The organism is Arthrobacter sp. Soil736 (assembly GCF_001428005.1).
Classification (GTDB): domain Bacteria; phylum Actinomycetota; class Actinomycetes; order Actinomycetales; family Micrococcaceae; genus Arthrobacter.
Map to the genome: position 1 here is coordinate 208,752 of NZ_LMSB01000056.1, position 17,493 is coordinate 226,244.

Below are 17,493 nucleotides of genomic sequence, written 5' to 3' on the forward strand. Positions count from 1 at the left end.
GCGGCAGCAAGCTAAGGGAAGCAGCCGGACTATGAACCGCACTAGGCACCGCCGGAGGAGGCACCGCCGGACGGGAGCAGGAAGCCGTCGCGGACCAGGTTCGCGACTTCGGCCAGCAGTCCGGCACGGAAGGCATCGCCCTCGAACCCGTCCGCCCCGCCCAGCAGGGCCTCGAGGGCGCCGATGATCTGCCCGGCGGAGAGGTCGCCGTCGCATGCTGACACGAAGCCGGCCAGCTCGGTGCTGAGGAGATTAGTCCGGCGGAGTCCGGCTCCCTGCCGCAGCAGGATGACACCGGGATGTTCGGCGCCGGGGCGCTGGTGGCGTTCCTCGGTGACGTCGTCAGCGACCAGCAGGTGGGACGCAGACAGGTCGTTGCCGGCCAGCCAGTCCGCGCGGTCGACGCCAGCGCCAAGGTGCGGCCCCACGGGCTGCTCGATCGGATAAGTGATCTCCTCGAACCGGCAAACCCGCCGTTGTCCCCCGGCGGGCCGCCGCAGCCAGATCATTCCGAATCCCACCCCGCCCACATCCCGCGAGGCAAAATCGTCCAGGTACGCGGCGTAGGCGTCCTGGTAATGCCGCCGGTCCCGGTTTTCGGAGGCGTCCTGCAGCCAGGTCTCGGCATACTGCTCAGGACCCAGCTGCTCGCGCTGGATGAACCAGACGTCCGTGTCCGGACTGGCCCAGCTTTGCGGCCGTTCCTCCCAGGAAGTGCCCGCCGTGATCTCCCAGTTGCCCAAAAGCTGGGCTGTTCCGCCAGGGGCGAGCACCTCGGGCAGGGACCGGACCAGCGACGCCACGATGTCGTCCCCGGGCAGGCCGCCGTCGCGGTACGTGAATTGGTCCGCGGCCGCTTCCCCGGTGCTGCGGGGCGTGATGACGAACGGCGGGTTGGACACCACGAGGTCGAATTCCTCGCCGGCCACGGGTTCCAGGAGGGATCCGAGGCGCAGGCTCACCCGGTCCTCCGGCCGTGCCCGATCCACGTGGAGCGCCTCGGCATTGAGCAGGAGGTTGAACCGCGTGAAGGCGAGGGCGCGCTCCGAAATATCGGTCGCCGTGACGTGCTCGCTGTGATGCAGGAGATGGAAGGTCTGGATGCCGCATCCGGTGCCCAGGTCCAAAGCACGGGCAGCGTGCCGCCTGATGGTGGTCTGCACCAAGGTGGTGGAGGCCTGCCCGATGCCGAGGACGTGGTCGTGCCGCAGCACGCCCGGGCGCTGGTGCGCGGCGAGGTCGCTGGCCACCCAGAGTTCAGCACCGCCGCTGCCGGACGCACCTTCCCCTGCGGTAGCTTCCCAGCCGTAAGGCCGCAGGTCCGCCGCGGCCGCGATCTGGCCCTCCACGGCTTCGGCCAGCCCCAGCGCCACCAGCCCTTCCGTCCGGACGCGCGGCAGGGCGGCGTCCAGCGCTGCCGCGGCCTGCGGAACGGCCAGGAGCCAGAAACGCACGACGGCGGCAAGCGCGGCCGTGCGCGGCTCACCGTGGGCGGCCGTTTCGGTGACGATCGGCGCAGGGATCAGCTGGTCCCGGCTCAGTGCCGAGTTCGCCGACGCGCCGAGCAGGTCAGCGACACCGTCCAGCGTGTAGCCGACGTCCCGCAGGTCAGCGGCCAGGGCGTCCAGGAGATCGGGGAGGTCGCTGCGGGGGGCGTCGGGCGTGTTTCCGGCCGTGAAGTGCGTTGATTCAGTCACCGGGCAAGTCTATTTCGCAGGCCCGGTGGTCGGATTCCGCGCGTCCCGCCTGTTGGCCTGGCCGGGTTGGCGTGGGCGAGTTAGCTGGGTCTATTTTGTCGGGGCGGGAGGCTAAAGTGGGGCCATGCTCGGAACCCAGGCAGCGGCGGCTGATCCCGGATGGCTGGAGTACGTGGCCGCATTCGCACCCCTCAGCACTCTTGTGGCGGCCATCATCGCCGGATGGATAGCGTGGCGGACCCTCGCCCAACGGCGTGAAGCGGACCGCCGGGATCAATGGTGGCAACGGACGCAGTGGGCCATCGACCTTGCCATGGACCGTGACTTCAGCCGGGCCGTCGTGGGTCTGATCACGCTCAAGCACCTGGCCGCCAGCGATCTCTGCACCGACGAGGACTACCAGATGCTGGACAAGATCGGCGGCGCCAAGATCGATGCCCTGACGCTTTCGGAGGCAAGCGCCGATCGCGAACCGAGCGCAGCGCCGGGCCACACGCCTTGGCCGTCAACGCATCCTTCCCAGCCCCCGCCCGCAGCCCGCGCCGACGTCATTCCGGTTCAGCTCGAGTCCCGTGGCGAGCGGGTCTTCGCCACCTCCGCGGGCATGGCGAAGGCGCTGACGGAGGCAGACAGACTTGTCTCTTTCGTGGGATCGCGGCATGGGGGACGCTGAGCCGGGCATCGCGCGCCCGCCGGTCCTTGAGTTGCGGGAGCGATCGTTGCGCCCGTCGCAGCAGGTAAGTTAGGAGGCATGGCTGAACGTTCTCCTGCGATGCCCCGTGTCCTGTCCGGGGCCGCGGCGGCTGCCCTCCTTTTGCTGGCGGTGCCCGCCTGCTCCCCCGTGGTCTCGATCGAAAACGCCGACGTGCCCGCGTGGAGGGCCACTGCGCTGCCGTCCGTCAGCGGCGCGGTGCTCGAGGATGCCGGCAAGATTCTCAACCGAGACCGGATCATCCGCGAGGCCGCCAATGTGCCAGCAGGCCGCTACACACTGACCATGACGTGCGACGGCGGCGGCAAGGCGTTTTTCGCCGTGACACTGGCAGGAAAAGACCTCGCGGACGCCGGCGCAGCGTGCAACGGCAGCCGGGAAACCGCGAAGATCACGGTGCCGGAACCCGGGCCGGTGGAGATCAGCACGTCCAGCGTGGACGCCCCGCTTCTCTACGCGTACCAGCTGGTCCCCACTCAGTAGCTCGCTGTCCGTCGCGGCGCCAGGTGCTCAATCCGCCTATGGCCCCGCACAGCCGGCAGGCTTAAAGTCGGAGTATGCCCACGGTGCGGACGTTCTCCGTGCATTGTCTCGTCGGGCGGGATCTGCGGGTTCCGCGACAGCGGACCCCGGCAGCCGCCGTCGTGGTTTCCACTGTGCTGGCCGCCGCAGCCGCCCTTGCCGGCTGTGAATACAGCTACGACGACGGCCGCGGCGAGCTCCCCGGGGCGCCTGTCGTGACCGATGCGGCGTTACCGCGGGATCCCCTCGAAAACCTGCCAGTCAAGGGCGCCGCGCTCGATGCGTGGGCCAAGGAGGTGCTGCCGGACGCCGAGGGGCAGGTTTTCCACACGAACTACGGGACCGTTGCCGCGGGGCGCCAGAAGACCGCGAACACGGGCCAGCTGCCCAGCGGAACGTACTCCCTCACGCTCGCCTGCCGCAGCGAACGGAGGGTCTCTTTCACAGTGCGCGACGCCGAATTCGCGCTGGTGGACCTTAGCCTGCGGTGCGGCACGTCGCGGGTAAACGTTGTGCACCTTTCGAAGGACTCCGTGCTCCGGATGACGGTGGAGGCGAGGTCGGAGGCAAACTTCGCCTACCGCATCAGGAGGATCTGACGGGATCCGACGGGCGGCTCGTCGGCCTGGGACCGCGGTGGCTCAGGCGGCGCAACCGTCCGGGCAGCGCAGGGTCTCCGGGCTGGACGCGCACCCGGCGCAGTACAGCGTGAGGGTACGGCAGCTGAGGTTCGAACAGTTCTCGAATTTGCTCGTCGGTGCTGCACAGCGGACGCACTCACCGATGGTCTTGGCGTCCTCGCTGAATTCGAGGTGCATGCGCTTGTCGAAGACGTAGAGGGAGCCTTCCCAGAGGCCCTGGTCCTTGAACGTTTCGCCGTAGCGGACAATCCCGCCGTCGAGCTGGTAAACCTCTTTGAAGCCGCGGTTCACCATGAGGCTGGAGAGCACTTCGCAGCGGATGCCGCCCGTGCAGTAGGTGACCACCGGCTTGTCCTTGAGGGCGTCGTACTTGCCGGACTCGAGTTCCTTGATGAAGTCGTGGGTGGTGGCGACATCCGGAACAATCGCGTCCTTGAACTTGCCGATCTGCGCCTCGAAGGCGTTGCGTCCGTCGAAGAAGACAACCTCCTCGCCGCTCTGCTTCTTCGCGTCCACGAGCTCGTGGAGCTCCTCGGGCTTAAGGTGTGTCCCGCCGCCCACGACGCCGTTCTCGTTCACTTTCAGCTCGCCCGGGGCACCGAAGGAAACGATCTCGTCGCGGACCTTGACGCTCAGCCGCGGGAAGTCCTCCGCCCCGCCGTCGGACCACTTCACGTCGATGCCGTGGAAGCCCTTGTACTCACGGGTGGTCTTCACGTATTGCTTGACGGCGTTCAAGTCGCCGCCGACGGTCGCGTTGATGCCGTCCTTGGAGATGAGGATGCGCCCTGTCAGTCCGAGCTTCTCGCAGAGGGCTCGCTGCCAGAGCCGGACGGCGTCCGGGTCCGCGATAGGGGTAAAGCCGTAAAAGAGCACGATTCGGTTCAAAGCCACGTATTTAAGGGTACTTGGTGTCCAGAAACCTCAGGAATCAGGAGGCGCGGAGGGCGACGGCACGGGGTACCGCGCACCGTCTGCAGGGCGTCCGTGCGGGGTCAGACACCCGGCCTCGAGCTTGCCATGACCGGCCCATCACAATTGCATAAGCAAGTGCCAAAGCCCTGTTGCTTGTGACAGCGCTGGAATAGTCTCATCACATGACGCCAGAAGCCATGGTAGGAGACATCACTCATCTGCTTGAAGTCTGGGTAGCCGGCTGGGCTGGCTGCAGGGGCTACGAGACCGGCACGGAAGGTCGGTTCCCCGCCGCCCTGCGTGCCGACACCACCGGGGACTGGGAGTACTTTGCCTCAGACCCGTCGGACACTGAGTTTGTGGCGCTGGCCGCCAAGACGGTCGAGGCTCCGGCCCGGGTGCTGACCATCCTGACCAATGATGTTCTTCGCTATAAGACCTTGGCAGAGCAGCACGGGCTCAACGTCACGTCGGCGTCCCAGACCATGATGGTGGTGGACATGGAAACCCAGGACGCCGAGGATCCGTGGCTATCCGACGACGAGCTGACGCTGGAAACCTCCGAATCCAACGGCGTGCACCATGCCGTGGTGCGCTCCGGCGACACGCTCGCGGCGAGCGGGCAGGTCTTCGTGGTCAAGGGGACCGCGGTGTTCGACAAGATCGTGACCGAGCCGGCCTTCCAGCGCCGCGGGCTGGGCAGCTTCATCATGAAGGCGCTGGCGGCCCAGGCATTCGAGCACTCCGTGGAGGACGGCCTGCTGCTGGCGTCCCTCGACGGGCAGAAGCTTTATTCGCACCTTGGCTGGACCTCGGTGTGCCACGTCCTGATGCTCTCCGCCTCCGATGAGGGCGCCGACCTTTCCGTACGCTGACCGTCCTCTCTGTTCGGCTACCCGTGGGCTTCGGCTTGCGCTCCGGCGGCGATTTTTACCCGGATGAAACAATGTTGGGGTGAACCCCCATGACTCGCTGATTCCCTTGCTGGGCCGCGGCCCGGATCCGGAGCAGCTCCGGCATGTGCGGACCATCCCGGCCCGCGAGGCGGTCCACGAACCGTGGCCTGACTGGGCCCATCCCGACCTTGTGAGGGCCTACGGCAACCTGGGCATCCAGCAGCCCTACCGTCATCAGGTCCGGGCGGCCAACATCGCCCATGCCGGCGAGCACGTCGTGATCGCCACCGGCACGGCGTCCGGGAAGTCGCTGGCGTACCAGCTGCCGGCGCTGGACGCGATCCACCGTTCCGAGCTCCGCGTCCTCTCGGAGCCCGGAAAAATCCACGACGACGGCGCCGTGACCCTCTATCTCTCCCCCACCAAGGCGCTGGCCGCCGACCAGCTCGCGGCGATCCGTTCGTTGAAGCTCCCGACAGTCCGGGCCGAAACCTACGACGGCGACACGGACCAGGCCTCGCGGCGCTGGATCCGGGACCACGCGAACTTCATCCTGGCCAACCCTGACATGCTGCACTTCGGAATCCTGCCCAACCATGCCTGGTGGGCGGGGTTCTTCCGGCGGCTCCGCTACGTGATCGTCGACGAGGCGCACAGCTACCGGGGTGTCTTCGGATCCCACGTTGCCAACCTGATGCGGCGGCTGCGGCGCATCTGCGCCTACTACGGAGCGGGCACGTCCTTCCCCGGCCCGGTCTTCATTGCGGCATCCGCCACGGCGTCGGAACCAGAGATTTCCTTTGGCCGGCTCATCGGCGCGCCTGTCCGCGGCGTCGCTGAGGATTCCTCCCCGCACGGCTCCACCACGGTGGCGTTTTGGGAGCCCGCGCTGACCGAAGTGAGGGGCGAGAACGGCGCCAAGGAACGCCGGACCGCCGTGGCCGAGACCGCCGACCTGCTCGCGAACCTCGTCTCGTCCAGGATCCGGACCATTGCCTTCATCAAGTCAAGGCGGGGCGCCGAAACCATCTCGTCGATCACCAAACGGCTGCTTGACGAGGTCGATCCGAGCCTGCCCCAAAGAGTCGCCGCCTACCGGTCCGGCTATCTTCCCGAGGAGCGCCGCGCGCTGGAAAAAGCGTTGAGGGCAGGCCAGCTGCTGGGTATTTCGAGCACATCCGCCCTCGAACTGGGCATCGACATCTCGGGCCTTGACGCGGTGCTGGTCGCCGGCTGGCCCGGGACCAGGGCATCCCTCTTCCAGCAGATCGGCAGGGCGGGCCGCGCCGGGCAGGACGCGATCGCCGCCTTCGTGGCCAGCGACGACCCGCTGGACACGTACCTGGTGAACCATCCCGAGGCCATCTTTGACGTGTCGGTCGAGGCGACCGTGTTTGACCCGTCGAATCCCTACGTGCTCGGACCCCATCTGTGCGCCGCCGCTGCCGAGCTTCCGCTGGGCGTGGCGGAGCTGCCCCTCTTCGGTGCCACAGCGGAAAAGCTCCTCGGACAGCTGGTAGCGCAGGGTTACCTGCGGCGGCGCCCGGCCGGATGGTTCTGGACGCATCCCCAGAGCGCGGCCGGCATGGTGAACCTGAGGGCCGACGGCGGAGGGCCGGTAAGCATCGTGGACGCGGACACGGGATCACTGCTGGGGACCATGGATTCGCCGCAGACCCACTACCAGGCGCACACCGGCGCCATCTACGTCCATCAGGGCGACAGCTACGTTGTGGAAGACCTGAATGAGGCCGACCACTGCGTGGTGGTGCGCCGCGCCAACCCCGACTACTACACCACCGCCCGGGACATAACCCAGATTGAGGTGCTCGAAACCCAGCGGTCGGTCCAGTGGGGGGACGTCGCCGTGCATTTCGGTGATGTGAAAGTAACGACGCAAGTGGTCTCCTTTCAACGGAAGGCCCTGATTTCGAATGAGGTCCTGGGCGAGGAGCCCCTGGAGCTCGGGGCACGGGAGCTGTTCACGAAAGCCGTGTGGTTCGTCATGGACAACCGGTCGCTCACCGGTGCCGGCCTGATCGAGGCACAGTTTCCCGGCGCCCTCCACGCCGCAGAGCACGCCGCCATCGGGCTGCTGCCGCTGGTTGCGTCGAGCGACCGCTGGGACATCGGCGGCGTTTCCACCGCGATCCACGCGGACACCGGCGTGCCCACCATATTCGTGTACGACGGGCACCCCGGCGGCGCGGGCTTTGCGGAGCGGGGCTTCGAGAAAGCCAAGGTGTGGCTTACCGCGACGAGGGACGCCATCGGGGCCTGCGAGTGCGAGTCCGGATGCCCCTCGTGTGTTCAGTCTCCGAAATGCGGGAACAAGAACAACCCGCTGGATAAGGACGCCGCCGTGACGTTGATCGACGTCCTGCTGCGGGATGCCACGGAGACTGCCGCCCCGCCGCAGGAACAGGCGGCGGTTCCCCACGCGTCTACAGGCCTGTAGTGCGCCCTTTAGGCTTCGTCCCCTAGGGAGGCGGTCCGGCCCGGGCATGCCCGGCGGCCACGCCCAGAATGGCGCCGGCCGTCAGTTCGGTGCGAACCTCAACGGACTGGCCGCCTCCCTCGACACAGCTGACGAGCCTCGCATCGTGCCGGGCAGCTACGGCGGCCGCTACCGGGCACGGTTCCCCGGCTGAAATACCCCGCCGTGCGTCCGCGGCCGCCAGCGCGGCGAGGTCGGCCGCCGCGGCTGCCCTGGAGGCCATCACCGCTGCCTGCGCCAGCAGGAGGAGCATGACCATGGCCGCAAGAACCACCAGGCCGAGGCCCGCAGCCAGCACAGTGCCCGAGCCCCGTTCTGAATCCTGATCCCCGCCCAGCCGTTTGCCCCAATTCATGCGTGCCCCTTCGGGGAGGAATCGTGCCATGGGCCGGACACGGCCGGAATGGCGTTGGGCGGGAACGATGCCGATTCCGCCGTTTCGCCCCGAGCCTCGGCCCTGGCTGTCAGTGTCCACGGAACCACGGTGCCGAACGGTCCGGCCACGCGGTCCGAGACTGTAACGCTCAGCCATTCGCCGTCCGCTACGACGGCTGACGATGCCGTGGCGCCCGCCAGCTTCCTGACCATTCCCTCGACGGCGGGCGGCTCCTCTCCCCGGGCCAGCGCCCGGGCGCCGGCCCGGGCCGCCTCCTCCAGCCGGAGCTGGGTAATTCCTGCCGCAGACCCCGCCAGCAGCATGGCCAGGAGCAGCAGGACGGCGGGAAGTGCGACTGCGAATTCTGCGGTCACGGCGCCGCTGGTGTTCCTTTCGCGGACACTCCCCCGGCCGCGGGGATTCCCCGCCCCACGGCCCGATCGCTGCTGCAGCCTCCTGCTCCGGGGGCGTCCGGTCCCGGACGGCGGTGCCGCCGCCAGCGGGGCCTGCGGTAGCGGGCTCACGGCAAGGCCAGCGCCGTACGGATCAGGTTGAGCAGGAAACCCCGGACTTCGTCACTGCGCAGTATGAACACCAGAAGCCCGGCGAATCCGACCGCAGCCAGGGTGGCTATGGCATACTCGGCTGTCGCCATCCCGGCCTCCGATGCCATGAGGCGTTGGCGCGTGCGCGTTTTAATGCGAGGCGCCGAACTGGCTCCCGGGTAGATCTCCCGGACAGCTCCGTCCCGGCTGTCCTCATGCAGGGGCTGGGCCTCGCTCATGCCGTGTTGATTCAGGGACATGGTTCTTCCTTTCTGAGTATCCGGCGGGATTGCCGGTTAGTCCGACTGTTCCGTCTGCCGCCCGGGCCGGTAAGTGACGAATTCGCCTAAGTGGAAAAGCAGGGCGCGTGCCGCTTTGTGGAGGAACGGTGCCCGCTTGGCAACCACACGGGTCAGGCTCCGGAGGGCACCAGTGCAAGCAGCACCGGGACGACCCCCAGGCAGATGAACGCCGGGAGGGAGCACAGGCCCAAAGGAATCACGAGTTTGACGCTGAGGGACGCTGCGCGCTTTTCGGCGGAGCGGAACCGTTCACGCCTCATTCTGGCGGCCTGGGCATAGAGAATGGCCGAAGACGGCGCACCGGTCAGCGCGGCGAATCCCAAGGCGTCGCGAAGGGCAAGTATCTCGGGTGAGCGCGCCTCTGAACTCCGCCAGGCGGTTTCCCAATCAGCTCCGATGGCCATGGCCCCCACGACAGGCCTTAGCGACCTGTTGTACTCGGGCGAAGCTGCGGCTGCCACCAATTCCAGGGACCGGCCGATCCCTGATCCGGCGTCGAGCATGGCTGCGACCAGCTCCAGCATCATTGCGGTGTCGCGCAGTCCGGTCCCGTGCCCGGCGGGAGCGGAACCGGAGGCGCCGCCGTGAGTCGCGGCGTTCGGGATCAGGCCGCTTCTGCCGAGAAGGCGCCTTCGTGTGCGCGTATGGCCGGTGAAGGCGAGCGCAGCAGCGGCAGCCAAAACCATCGCCACGAGCGCAGCTGAAAGAATCGGCCCGGTCATGTGCTGGGACCCGTCATGTCGATGTTCCGGAACACTCTTGCCCCGTCATGTCGGGACTCCGCGGCGCCCGGGCCGGAACGCGTCGCTGGCCTGCTCTGGCCGCCTGCCCCAGTCTTGTCACTTGGCACAGTCCTGTCGCTTGCTTGGCACGTGGTAGCCCACTCATGGCACTGACGCTCCGGCGGCGGCCCGCACCAGCCTGGCCGACCACAGCCTGCCAGCAACGGTTAGGACGATGCCTGCCACGAGTGCCGCCACGCCGATGGGTGTTCCGAGCAGCATCGCGAGGGGATCCACGCCCAGGCAGAACCCCAGCCCGAGTCCGAGCAAGGGAAGCCAGGTCAGGAGCGTGACTGTCGCTCTGGGTCCGGCGAGGGCGGTCTGGCGGGCTGCTTCGGCGTCGTCCTCAACCTCGAGCTGCGCAGCGAAGCGGGTCAGCACGTCAGCCAGCGGACAGCCGCTGGCCTCGGCGATGTCAAAGCAGGCGGCCAGCTCCTGCCAAATGCGCGGTTCGCGGCTGCCGGCAAAATGACCGGCTGATGCCGCGGCAAAACGAACTGCCTCTGCCACGGGCGAGCCGCGCATTGCCGCGCCGCGGGCGGCAGCCAGGACTGCCGCAGAACCGGGACTGAGCCGCGGCCCGCTGGCGGCTCCATCGACGGGGCCGGTTCCTCCGTACACCAGGCACAATTCGTCCCAGAGGCGGGCCGGCGTCCGCCCGCCCTTCAGCAGGGCAGCAAGCTGCTGGACCAGTACTGTGAGGGACACCGCGGCGTCCTTGCGCCCCCGGACGAGGCCGAGGCCCCGGCCTCGCCGATTACGACCAGCCGCTGAAAAGTCCTGAATGTCCTGGGCCCCGCGGCCGCTCCGCTGACGATGGTGCCGGGACGGCCTGCCCTTTGGGGGAAATCCCGGGGCCTCGGAGGACCCGGTGTTGGCCCAGCCTGTCGCTCCTCCCCTGCTCCATGCGGCCCGGCTCCCGGCGGCGCTCCCCGCGAAGGCCTTGCGCACCCTGCGGCGCAGCCCGCGCGGCGGCCGCAGGACCAACCAGAGGGCCACGGCCATCACACCAATGAGAACGGCGGTCACGCTGCGGCTCCCGTTGTTCCGAGCCCCTCTTCCGGCCCCTGCTCGCGGCCAGCGGGCTGGGCACACAGGGCAGCCCATGCCGTGTCCGGATGCGGATCCGGCCCCGGCCCCGGCACTGAAGCGCCACTCGCCGCATGTGACTGTGCCTGCGATTGCGCCTGGACCTGCGGCGCCAGTGTGGGGTCCATGCCAAGGCGGTAGGCCAGGCCTTCCCACGCCGGCCCGGTGGCCAACTGTCCGCCCGAGTTCTCCAGTGCCACGGCAACGCCAAGTCCGCCGGACGTCTCCGTCAGGACACCCACGCAGGCCACGTACCGTCCGTGCCGGGACCTGGCCACATGCACCACGACGTCCAGGGCGCTGGCAACCTGCAGCCTGACGGCGTCCTGTCCCAGTCCGGCCAGGGCCCCAAGCGCAGTGAGCCGCGCCGGCACTGCGCCGGCCGCGTTGGCGTGGATGGTCCCGCCGCCGCCGGTATGTCCGGTGTTCATCGCGGTCAGGAGTTCCCGCACTTCAGCGCCCCGGCATTCGCCCACCACCAGCCGGTCCGGCCGCATTCTCAGCGCCTGGCGCACCAGCTCACCCAGGTCCACCTCGCCGCCGCCCTCCAGGTTGCCGTGGCGGGACTCCAGCTGGACGACGTGAGGGTGTACCGGGTTCAGCTCAGAGGCGTCCTCGATCAGGACCAGCCGCTCACCGGGATGGCACAGTCCCAGCAACGTGGAGAGCAGGGTGGTTTTCCCTGATCCAGTGGCACCGCTGACCAGAAAGCTCAGCCGCTGCTCCACCATGCGCTCCAGCACAGACTGCACCAGCTGACCGAACATCCCTCCCTCCCGGAGTTCGTCCATGGAAAAGACCTGTTCGCGCCGGATCCTGACGCTCAGGAGCGTCCCCGATGCGGAGATGGGAGGCAGGACTGCGTGGACACGGTAGCCGCCCTCAAGCCGGACATCCACGCAGGGCGATCCGTCGTCCAGGCGCCGTCCGCCCGCCGCCACCAGCCTGGCCGCAAGGGCCCGAACCTGTGCTTCCCCGGCGAAGACCACCGGTGCCCGTTCGATCCCCCTGCCGCGGTCAAGCCACACGGAACCGGGCGCGTTCACGAATATGTCCGTCACCGACGGATCCCTGACCAGTGGCTGCAGGGGCCCGAGCCCGTTTAGTTCAGCGCTGATGCGTTCGACGGCAGCGAGGGACCCGGCGGTACCGAGCAATTTCCCGGTGGCCTGGACGGCGGCCGCCACGCGCGACGGTGTGACCGGTCCGGCGTCGGCCATGACGGACTCGCGCACGGTTTCCAGCAGCCCCGCGTCGAGGACCCTCGCCGCCCGCCGCCGGCTGGCGCTCTCCGTCAGCCCGGCGCCCGCGGCAGCGCCGGGCCGCAAGCCGTAGCCTGGCTCCGGGACGCCCGAGTGTGCACTCACCGGATGTCCCCGGCCAGCAGCTCATCGTCGAGCAGGTCCAGCACCGACGCCGCGAAGCGCCGCACGCTCTTCCGCTTGCCGTGTTCGAGGAGGCGACCGAGTTCGGCGGCCGCAGCGGTGCCGCGCACTTCCGGCATCCGGCCGTGCAGGGGAAGCCCCACAGATTCCGCAATCAGGGCTCCGTCCAGCGCAACGCCGGCCTTGCCCCTGACAAGGAGCGCCGACTCCACGGGCGGAAGCTCCTGCAGCAGCCGCGCAGCGGCGACAGCCGCCTTCAGCTGTGCCGGGACCACGATCAGCAGGCGGTCGCAGTCCCAGGCGAATGTCCGCAAGGGTTCGGCATTCCGGCCGATGTCGACGATGACCAGCTCGTAGCCCCGCCGTGCGGCATCGAGCACCCCGCCGACGCTGGCCGAGTCGACAGCCGGCGGCCTTTCCCTGGTGCCGGGCCACGACAGGAACGAAAACCCGCCAGCCAAGGGCAGGGCGTCCGCGAGCTGCCCGGGGTCGATGCTGCCGCTGGCATCCGACAGGTCCGGCCAGCGCAGGCCCGGCGATTCCTCGGCCGCCAAGGCAAGTTCGAGCCCGCCGCCCCAGGGGTCGGCGTCCACGAGCAGGACCCTTGCGCCAAGTCCCGCCGCCGCCTGGGCAAGCCAGATCGCCGCCGTGGTGGCACCTGCACCTCCGCAACCGCCGGTAACACCCAGGACAACCCCTCCTGCCTCCGGTGCACGTGAGCGGCTGAGGTATTCGGCGAGCCAGGCCGCGGCGTCGGGGAGGACAGCCACGCGCTGCGCGCCAAGGGCCGCTCCGAGGTGCCACAAGGCGTCGCCTTCGCCGCTCAGGCCCACGAGAACGGCGGGCGCGCGGCGCCGCGGGGGCAGATCGCGAATATCGCTGCCCAGCAGCACGGCCGCGGCTGAATCCCAATAGGGGGCAGCCTCCGCTATATCGGTCGCCACGCGCAGGCGGCCCCCGGCGGCCGCCACGATCCGCTCTACTTCTGCCTGGAGAAAATCGAAGGCGGTGACCAGCAGTACCTCGTTCGCCTCAACGGGAAGCCACGGTTCCGGACCCCGGTCAGCCTGCCGGATCCTCGCCGCCCGCTCGGCAGCAGTCGCCCGCCGCTCAACCGGTGGGCGCCCGGCATCTTCACCTGGTTCCCTGCCCGCCGAGCGCTGCGCGGGGATGCCCGGACCGGCCGCCAGGGCCGCCGGAACGATATCCGGTTCGGACGCGCTTTCCTGATTCCGTGCGTGATGCCTGCTCATGTAGCCACTCTGCCTAAATGATGAGCGGCCGGTCAGGGTCAGATCGTCCTATGTGGACAACCGGGCGGCGCGCGCCCTGTGCACGACGTGTCCTCCACAGGGCCGGCAGATCCAGTCCGGATCAGGGTCCCCGGCATGCCCCGCAGGCGCCGGAAAGCGAGGCGGCATAGAAGAGTAACCGTGGCAGGGCAGAATTGAGGCATGTATCTGTTGCTCGCCGCCCACGCCGACGGCGCAGTCATACAGGAACTCACCGCAGCCGGCCTGCCCAATCCCGGCAATCCGGAACCACGGATCATCAGGCGAAACCCCGCCGCAGAATCCTCCGCACCGGGCACCCCCGCCGGCCACGCCCAAGCAGACGCCAGCGCAACCGGCCACGACAGCGGAACCGGGCTCGCCGCCGTCGTGCGTGAACTCGAAAAGCGGCGGCCGCGCTGGATCTGGCACCGGACGCAGGACTGGTACCCGGCACTGCTGCATGCCGGCGTCGAGCTGGAGCGCTGCTACGATCTCGCACTGTGCGGCGCCATCCTGGCGCATTCGGAGTTCACGGCGCACACGTCCTATGCGAAAAACGCCGAGAAGCTGACGCAGGATGACGATCTTCAGCCGCCGCGGGCGCTTCAGCCGCCGCCTCCGCCTGCCGATCAGGGTGCGCTCTTCGACGACCCCGGTCTGAGGCCCGAACCGCGGCATAGTCTCGAGGACCTCCGCGCCGAGTACGCCGCCCAGCAGGAAGCGCTTGCGGCGGCCAGCGCGGACGGCAACCGGAGGCAGCGGCTCCAGCTTCTGCTCGCCGCCGAATCGGCCGGGGCCATGATCGCCGCCGAGATGCAGCATTCGGGCGTGCCCTGGCGGGAGGAGCTGCACCAACAGATTCTCGCCGAGTATCTGGGCCCCCGCCCGCCGCTCGGACACCGGCCTGCCAAGCTCGAGGCACTCAACACGGAACTCCGGCGGCTCCTGAACTCGCCAAGCCTGAACCCGGATTCGCCGCAGGAGCTCATGCGCGCCCTGCACCGGAACGGCATCGAGGTGAAGTCGACCAGGCAGTGGGAGCTGAAGGAGTCCAGCCATCCGGCCATCGAGCCGCTGCTGGCGTACAAGAAACTCTCGCGGCTGCACACCGCGAACGGCTGGGCATGGCTGGATGCCTGGGTGAAGAACGGCCGGTTCCAGCCCGAGTACGTGGTGGGCGGCGTTGTGTCGGGGCGGTGGGCGTCACGCGGTGGCGGTGCCCTGCAGATCCCGCGCCAGATCCGCGGCGCGGTGCATGCCGACCCCGGCCACAAACTGATCGTCGCGGACGCCGCCCAACTGGAACCGCGCGTGCTTGTCGCCCTCGCCCAGGACTCCACCATGGCCGAGGCGGCCCGCGACCAGGACCTCTATGCGGGCATCGCCGCCAAAGGGTTCGGCGGCGACCGCGGCAAGGCCAAGATGGCCCTGCTGGGCGCCATGTACGGCGCCACCTCCGGCGAAGCAGGCCGGCTCATGCCGCAGCTGGCGCGCACCTACCCGCACGCCGTCGGCTTCGTGGAGCGGGCGGCCCGCGACGGCGAGGCCGGGAAGACGGTCACCTCCCGCCTGGGCCGCAGCAGCCCGCCCCCGTCCGAGCGATGGCTCCTCAGCCAGCGGTCCACGTCGGCGGAGGAGCAGCGGCGCGCGGATTCGATCGCCCGCTCGCGGGGGCGGTTCACGCGCAACTTCGTCGTGCAGGGCTCTGCGGCGGACTGGGCCGCCTGCTGGCTGGCGGAATTACGACGGCGGCTGCGCACCTTGCGTGCCGGCGGTTCCGCTTCCGGGGAACTTGTCTTCTTCCTGCACGACGAGGTGATGGTCCATGCCCCCGATGCCGCCGTGGAAGCATGCATCAGTGCGATCGAGGAAGCCGCCAACGCCGCCAAGGAGCTGCTCTTCGGCCCGATTCCGGTGGAGTTCCCTGTGAGCGTGGCGGTGGTGGACTCCTACGACAACGCGAAGTAGGGACGCCGCGATCCGCCCCGGTTCCTGTAACGAGTTCATGAGTTGCAGTTGAGGCGTGAGAATAGCCGCTTAACGGCGGGAATTAAAGTCACATCCGACCGCCACGGACACGCACCGTTGAACGGAGTAACCTACCCGCGGGTAGCTCGCCCTGCGTGGCGCAGAACACTACGCTCGAAGGTGGCCGGGCAGTGGCAGAATCTTTGGCCCGGCATGTGCAATGAAGCATTATCAGGGGGTTCCACGCCAATGGCGGGCAGGTTTGAAATACACCAGGAAGACGAGCATTCCTATAAATACCGGCTCGTGGACGGGGACGGCAACGTGGTGGCCGTGTCACCGCGGTTCAAGACCGTTGCCGGGGTTGTTGATGGCATCAACGCGATGCGGGAAAACGCCGCAACGGGACATGTGGTAGACCTGCGGAGGCCGCAGCCCCAGGGCTAGAGATCGAGCTGGTGCAGCCGGGTCCGGTCCCACGGAACGGCCCACCCCAGCTGGTCGAAGAGTTCGTTCAGGATCATGCCCGTAAAGCCCCAGACCACCACTTCGTTCACGGTGAACGCCGGACTCTGGAATGTCTGGTTCATCCGCGTGACGGTGGCCATCGCCCGGTTTTCCGGATCCAGCAGGTCCCGGACCGGAACGCGGAAAACCTGGGCGGACTCGCCGTAGTCCACAACCCGCACGGGCGACGGCGAGGCCCACCATCCGAGGACGGGCGTCACGAGGTAATTGCCGCGGGGCAGCGCCAGTTCGGGCAGGACCCCGAGGACTTCCACTCCCTCGGGATCCACGCCCGTTTCCTCCTCGGCCTCGCGCAGCGCGGCCGCGACCGGTGACTCGTCCGGATCGATGCCGCCACCGGGAAACGCCACCTGACCGGGATGGTCATCCAGCGTGTGCGCGCGCTCAAGGAGTAGGACGTCCAGGTCAGCGGCGGCCAGCGGCTTTCCCGAGGCCGCCGGGACGTCGTCCAGCGCTCCGAAGAGGATCAGCACGGCAGCCTTCCGTGCCACCGAGGCGTCCACTGTGAGCGTCCGCCAGTACGGATTCCGGGCCGGTCCGGTTCCGGCGTTAATCGACTCGACGAGATCTATCAGGTCCTGGCGTGCGGTCAAGGAACCCTCCGCTGGGATTCCATCCGGATTTCGGCCGCACGGTGGGTCTCGGCCAGGAGCTTGCCGAGGAGTTCCTCGTTTCCCGGCGCAAGCTCGTACTTAAGAAGCTTCGCGGCCTTGGCCGGGTCCGTCTCGCCCAGGCCAAAGCTGGGACACCAGTTGGCCACGGCGCACGCGCCGCAGGCAGGCTTCCGGGAATGGCAGACCCGCCGGCCGTGGAACACCACGCGGTGGGACAGCATGGTCCAGTCCCTGGGCTCGAAGAGCCCGGCCACATCGGATTCGATGCGAACGGGATCGTCGGACTCGGTCCAGCCGAAGCGCCGCGCCAGGCGTCCGAAGTGCGTGTCCACGGTGATGCCGGGAATGCCGAAGGCATTTCCCAGCACCACGTTGGCGGTTTTCCGTCCGACGCCGGGAAGCGTCACCAGATCTTCCAGCCGGCCGGGAACCACGCCGTCGAACTTGTCCACGAGCCGGTTCCCGAGGGCCAGGAGGTTTTTTGTCTTTGCCCTGAAGAATCCTGTCGGTTTGATGATCGCCTCCAGCTCCGCGGAGTCGGCCTCCGCCATGGCACGCGCATCCGGGTAGCGGGCGAAAAGCAGCGGCGTGATCAGGTTGACCGTCACGTCGGTGGTCTGCGCGGACAGCACCGTGGCCACCAGGAGCTCAAACGGGTTCCGGAAGTCGAGCTCGGCGTGGGCATACGGGTACTGCTCGGCAAGGGCCCGGTTGATTCGCCGGGCCCGCCGCTTCAGCGCCAGCATTGAC

18 protein-coding genes are annotated in these 17,493 nt (G+C 68.4%); 7 read left to right on the forward strand and 11 right to left on the reverse strand.

Annotated features, from left to right (window positions below; translation table 11 throughout):
- Positions 1–41 precede the first annotated feature (41 nt).
- Positions 42–1,697: a methyltransferase gene (locus ASG92_RS24280; RefSeq protein ID WP_056634621.1), complete on the reverse strand. Its 1,656-nt coding sequence runs from the start codon at positions 1,695–1,697 to the stop codon at positions 42–44.
- A 124-nt stretch (positions 1,698–1,821) separates the two neighbouring features.
- Between ASG92_RS24280 and ASG92_RS24285 the strand changes: the two genes are divergently transcribed.
- From ASG92_RS24285 to ASG92_RS24295, 3 genes are all read left to right on the forward strand, one after another.
- The gene (locus ASG92_RS24285) at positions 1,822–2,370 is read left to right on the forward strand and encodes a hypothetical protein (protein ID WP_056634624.1); all 549 of its coding nucleotides are present in this window, start codon (positions 1,822–1,824) and stop codon (positions 2,368–2,370) included.
- Positions 2,371–2,448: 78 nt separating this feature from the next.
- Positions 2,449–2,892, forward strand: coding sequence for a hypothetical protein (locus ASG92_RS24290; RefSeq protein WP_056634627.1), 444 nt, complete (start codon positions 2,449–2,451; stop codon positions 2,890–2,892).
- Positions 2,893–2,966: 74 nt separating this feature from the next.
- On the forward strand, positions 2,967–3,530 hold the full coding sequence (locus ASG92_RS24295; protein WP_056634630.1) for a hypothetical protein: 564 nt from the start codon (positions 2,967–2,969) through the stop codon (positions 3,528–3,530).
- A 42-nt stretch (positions 3,531–3,572) separates the two neighbouring features.
- On the opposite strand, the gene ASG92_RS24300 is transcribed toward ASG92_RS24295, so the two are convergent.
- Positions 3,573–4,466, reverse strand: coding sequence for a rhodanese-related sulfurtransferase (locus tag ASG92_RS24300; RefSeq protein WP_056634633.1), 894 nt, complete (start codon positions 4,464–4,466; stop codon positions 3,573–3,575).
- A 203-nt stretch (positions 4,467–4,669) separates the two neighbouring features.
- Between ASG92_RS24300 and ASG92_RS24305 the strand changes: the two genes are divergently transcribed.
- Entirely contained in the window at positions 4,670–5,362 is a 693-nt protein-coding gene (locus ASG92_RS24305; protein WP_056634636.1) for a GNAT family N-acetyltransferase, read from the forward strand.
- Between the two features lie 79 nt (positions 5,363–5,441).
- On the forward strand, positions 5,442–7,841 hold the full coding sequence (locus ASG92_RS24310) for a DEAD/DEAH box helicase (protein ID WP_056634639.1): 2,400 nt from the start codon (positions 5,442–5,444) through the stop codon (positions 7,839–7,841).
- A 22-nt stretch (positions 7,842–7,863) separates the two neighbouring features.
- On the opposite strand, the gene ASG92_RS24315 is transcribed toward ASG92_RS24310, so the two are convergent.
- From ASG92_RS24315 to ssd, 7 genes are all read right to left on the reverse strand, one after another.
- Positions 7,864–8,235, reverse strand: coding sequence for an Rv3654c family TadE-like protein (locus ASG92_RS24315; RefSeq protein WP_056634642.1), 372 nt, complete (start codon positions 8,233–8,235; stop codon positions 7,864–7,866).
- Positions 8,232–8,630 carry a TadE family type IV pilus minor pilin gene (locus ASG92_RS24320; protein WP_240987281.1) on the reverse strand — a complete coding sequence of 133 codons (399 nt, stop codon included), beginning with the start codon at positions 8,628–8,630 and terminating at the stop codon, positions 8,232–8,234. Before ASG92_RS24320 ends, ASG92_RS24315 begins: the two co-directional genes overlap by 4 nt.
- Positions 8,631–8,776: 146 nt before the next feature.
- Positions 8,777–9,061: a DUF4244 domain-containing protein gene (locus ASG92_RS24325; protein WP_056634645.1), complete on the reverse strand. Its 285-nt coding sequence runs from the start codon at positions 9,059–9,061 to the stop codon at positions 8,777–8,779.
- 152 nt (positions 9,062–9,213) lie between these two features.
- Positions 9,214–9,825 carry a type II secretion system F family protein gene (locus ASG92_RS24330; protein WP_056634648.1) on the reverse strand — a complete coding sequence of 204 codons (612 nt, stop codon included), beginning with the start codon at positions 9,823–9,825 and terminating at the stop codon, positions 9,214–9,216.
- Between the two features lie 162 nt (positions 9,826–9,987).
- Positions 9,988–10,914 carry a hypothetical protein gene (locus ASG92_RS24335; RefSeq protein ID WP_240987282.1) on the reverse strand — a complete coding sequence of 309 codons (927 nt, stop codon included), beginning with the start codon at positions 10,912–10,914 and terminating at the stop codon, positions 9,988–9,990.
- Positions 10,911–12,194 carry a TadA family conjugal transfer-associated ATPase gene (locus ASG92_RS24340; RefSeq protein WP_240987290.1) on the reverse strand — a complete coding sequence of 428 codons (1,284 nt, stop codon included), beginning with the start codon at positions 12,192–12,194 and terminating at the stop codon, positions 10,911–10,913. Before ASG92_RS24340 ends, ASG92_RS24335 begins: the two co-directional genes overlap by 4 nt.
- Before the next feature lie 143 nt (positions 12,195–12,337).
- Complete coding sequence (ssd, locus tag ASG92_RS24345) at positions 12,338–13,612, reverse strand: septum site-determining protein Ssd (RefSeq protein WP_240987283.1); 1,275 nt, start codon at positions 13,610–13,612, stop codon at positions 12,338–12,340.
- A 201-nt stretch (positions 13,613–13,813) separates the two neighbouring features.
- On the opposite strand from ssd, the gene ASG92_RS24350 reads away from it, so the two are divergent.
- Positions 13,814–15,601: a bifunctional 3'-5' exonuclease/DNA polymerase gene (locus ASG92_RS24350; protein ID WP_056634654.1), complete on the forward strand. Its 1,788-nt coding sequence runs from the start codon at positions 13,814–13,816 to the stop codon at positions 15,599–15,601.
- A 249-nt stretch (positions 15,602–15,850) separates the two neighbouring features.
- Positions 15,851–16,048 (forward strand): YegP family protein, encoded by a 198-nt coding sequence (locus ASG92_RS24355; protein ID WP_056634657.1) that lies wholly within the window; start codon positions 15,851–15,853, stop codon positions 16,046–16,048.
- Here the strand turns inward: ASG92_RS24355 and ASG92_RS24360 are convergent.
- Both ASG92_RS24360 and nth read right to left on the reverse strand, forming a co-directional pair.
- On the reverse strand, positions 16,045–16,722 hold the full coding sequence (locus tag ASG92_RS24360; protein ID WP_056634660.1) for a CoA pyrophosphatase: 678 nt from the start codon (positions 16,720–16,722) through the stop codon (positions 16,045–16,047). The genes ASG92_RS24355 and ASG92_RS24360 overlap by 4 nt on opposite strands.
- On the reverse strand, positions 16,719–17,489 hold the full coding sequence (nth, locus tag ASG92_RS24365) for an endonuclease III (protein WP_056634663.1): 771 nt from the start codon (positions 17,487–17,489) through the stop codon (positions 16,719–16,721). The genes ASG92_RS24360 and nth overlap by 4 nt, the downstream gene beginning before the upstream one ends.
- Positions 17,490–17,493 lie beyond the last annotated feature (4 nt).

Coding starts and splice junctions, on each gene's coding strand:
- ASG92_RS24315 (WP_056634642.1), bottom strand. CDS start 8,235: ATGAATTGGGGCAAACGGCTGGGCGGGGATCAGGATTCAGAACGGGGC.
- ASG92_RS24295 (WP_056634630.1), top strand. CDS start 2,967: ATGCCCACGGTGCGGACGTTCTCCGTGCATTGTCTCGTCGGGCGGGAT.
- ASG92_RS24330 (WP_056634648.1), bottom strand. CDS start 9,825: ATGACCGGGCCGATTCTTTCAGCTGCGCTCGTGGCGATGGTTTTGGCT.
- ASG92_RS24355 (WP_056634657.1), top strand. CDS start 15,851: ATGGCGGGCAGGTTTGAAATACACCAGGAAGACGAGCATTCCTATAAA.
- nth (WP_056634663.1), bottom strand. CDS start 17,489: ATGCTGGCGCTGAAGCGGCGGGCCCGGCGAATCAACCGGGCCCTTGCC.
- ASG92_RS24305 (WP_056634636.1), top strand. CDS start 4,670: ATGACGCCAGAAGCCATGGTAGGAGACATCACTCATCTGCTTGAAGTC.
- ASG92_RS24325 (WP_056634645.1), bottom strand. CDS start 9,061: ATGTCCCTGAATCAACACGGCATGAGCGAGGCCCAGCCCCTGCATGAG.
- ASG92_RS24290 (WP_056634627.1), top strand. CDS start 2,449: ATGGCTGAACGTTCTCCTGCGATGCCCCGTGTCCTGTCCGGGGCCGCG.
- ASG92_RS24350 (WP_056634654.1), top strand. CDS start 13,814: ATGTATCTGTTGCTCGCCGCCCACGCCGACGGCGCAGTCATACAGGAA.
- ASG92_RS24285 (WP_056634624.1), top strand. CDS start 1,822: ATGCTCGGAACCCAGGCAGCGGCGGCTGATCCCGGATGGCTGGAGTAC.
- ASG92_RS24340 (WP_240987290.1), bottom strand. CDS start 12,194: ATGGCCGACGCCGGACCGGTCACACCGTCGCGCGTGGCGGCCGCCGTC.
- ssd (WP_240987283.1), bottom strand. CDS start 13,612: ATGAGCAGGCATCACGCACGGAATCAGGAAAGCGCGTCCGAACCGGAT.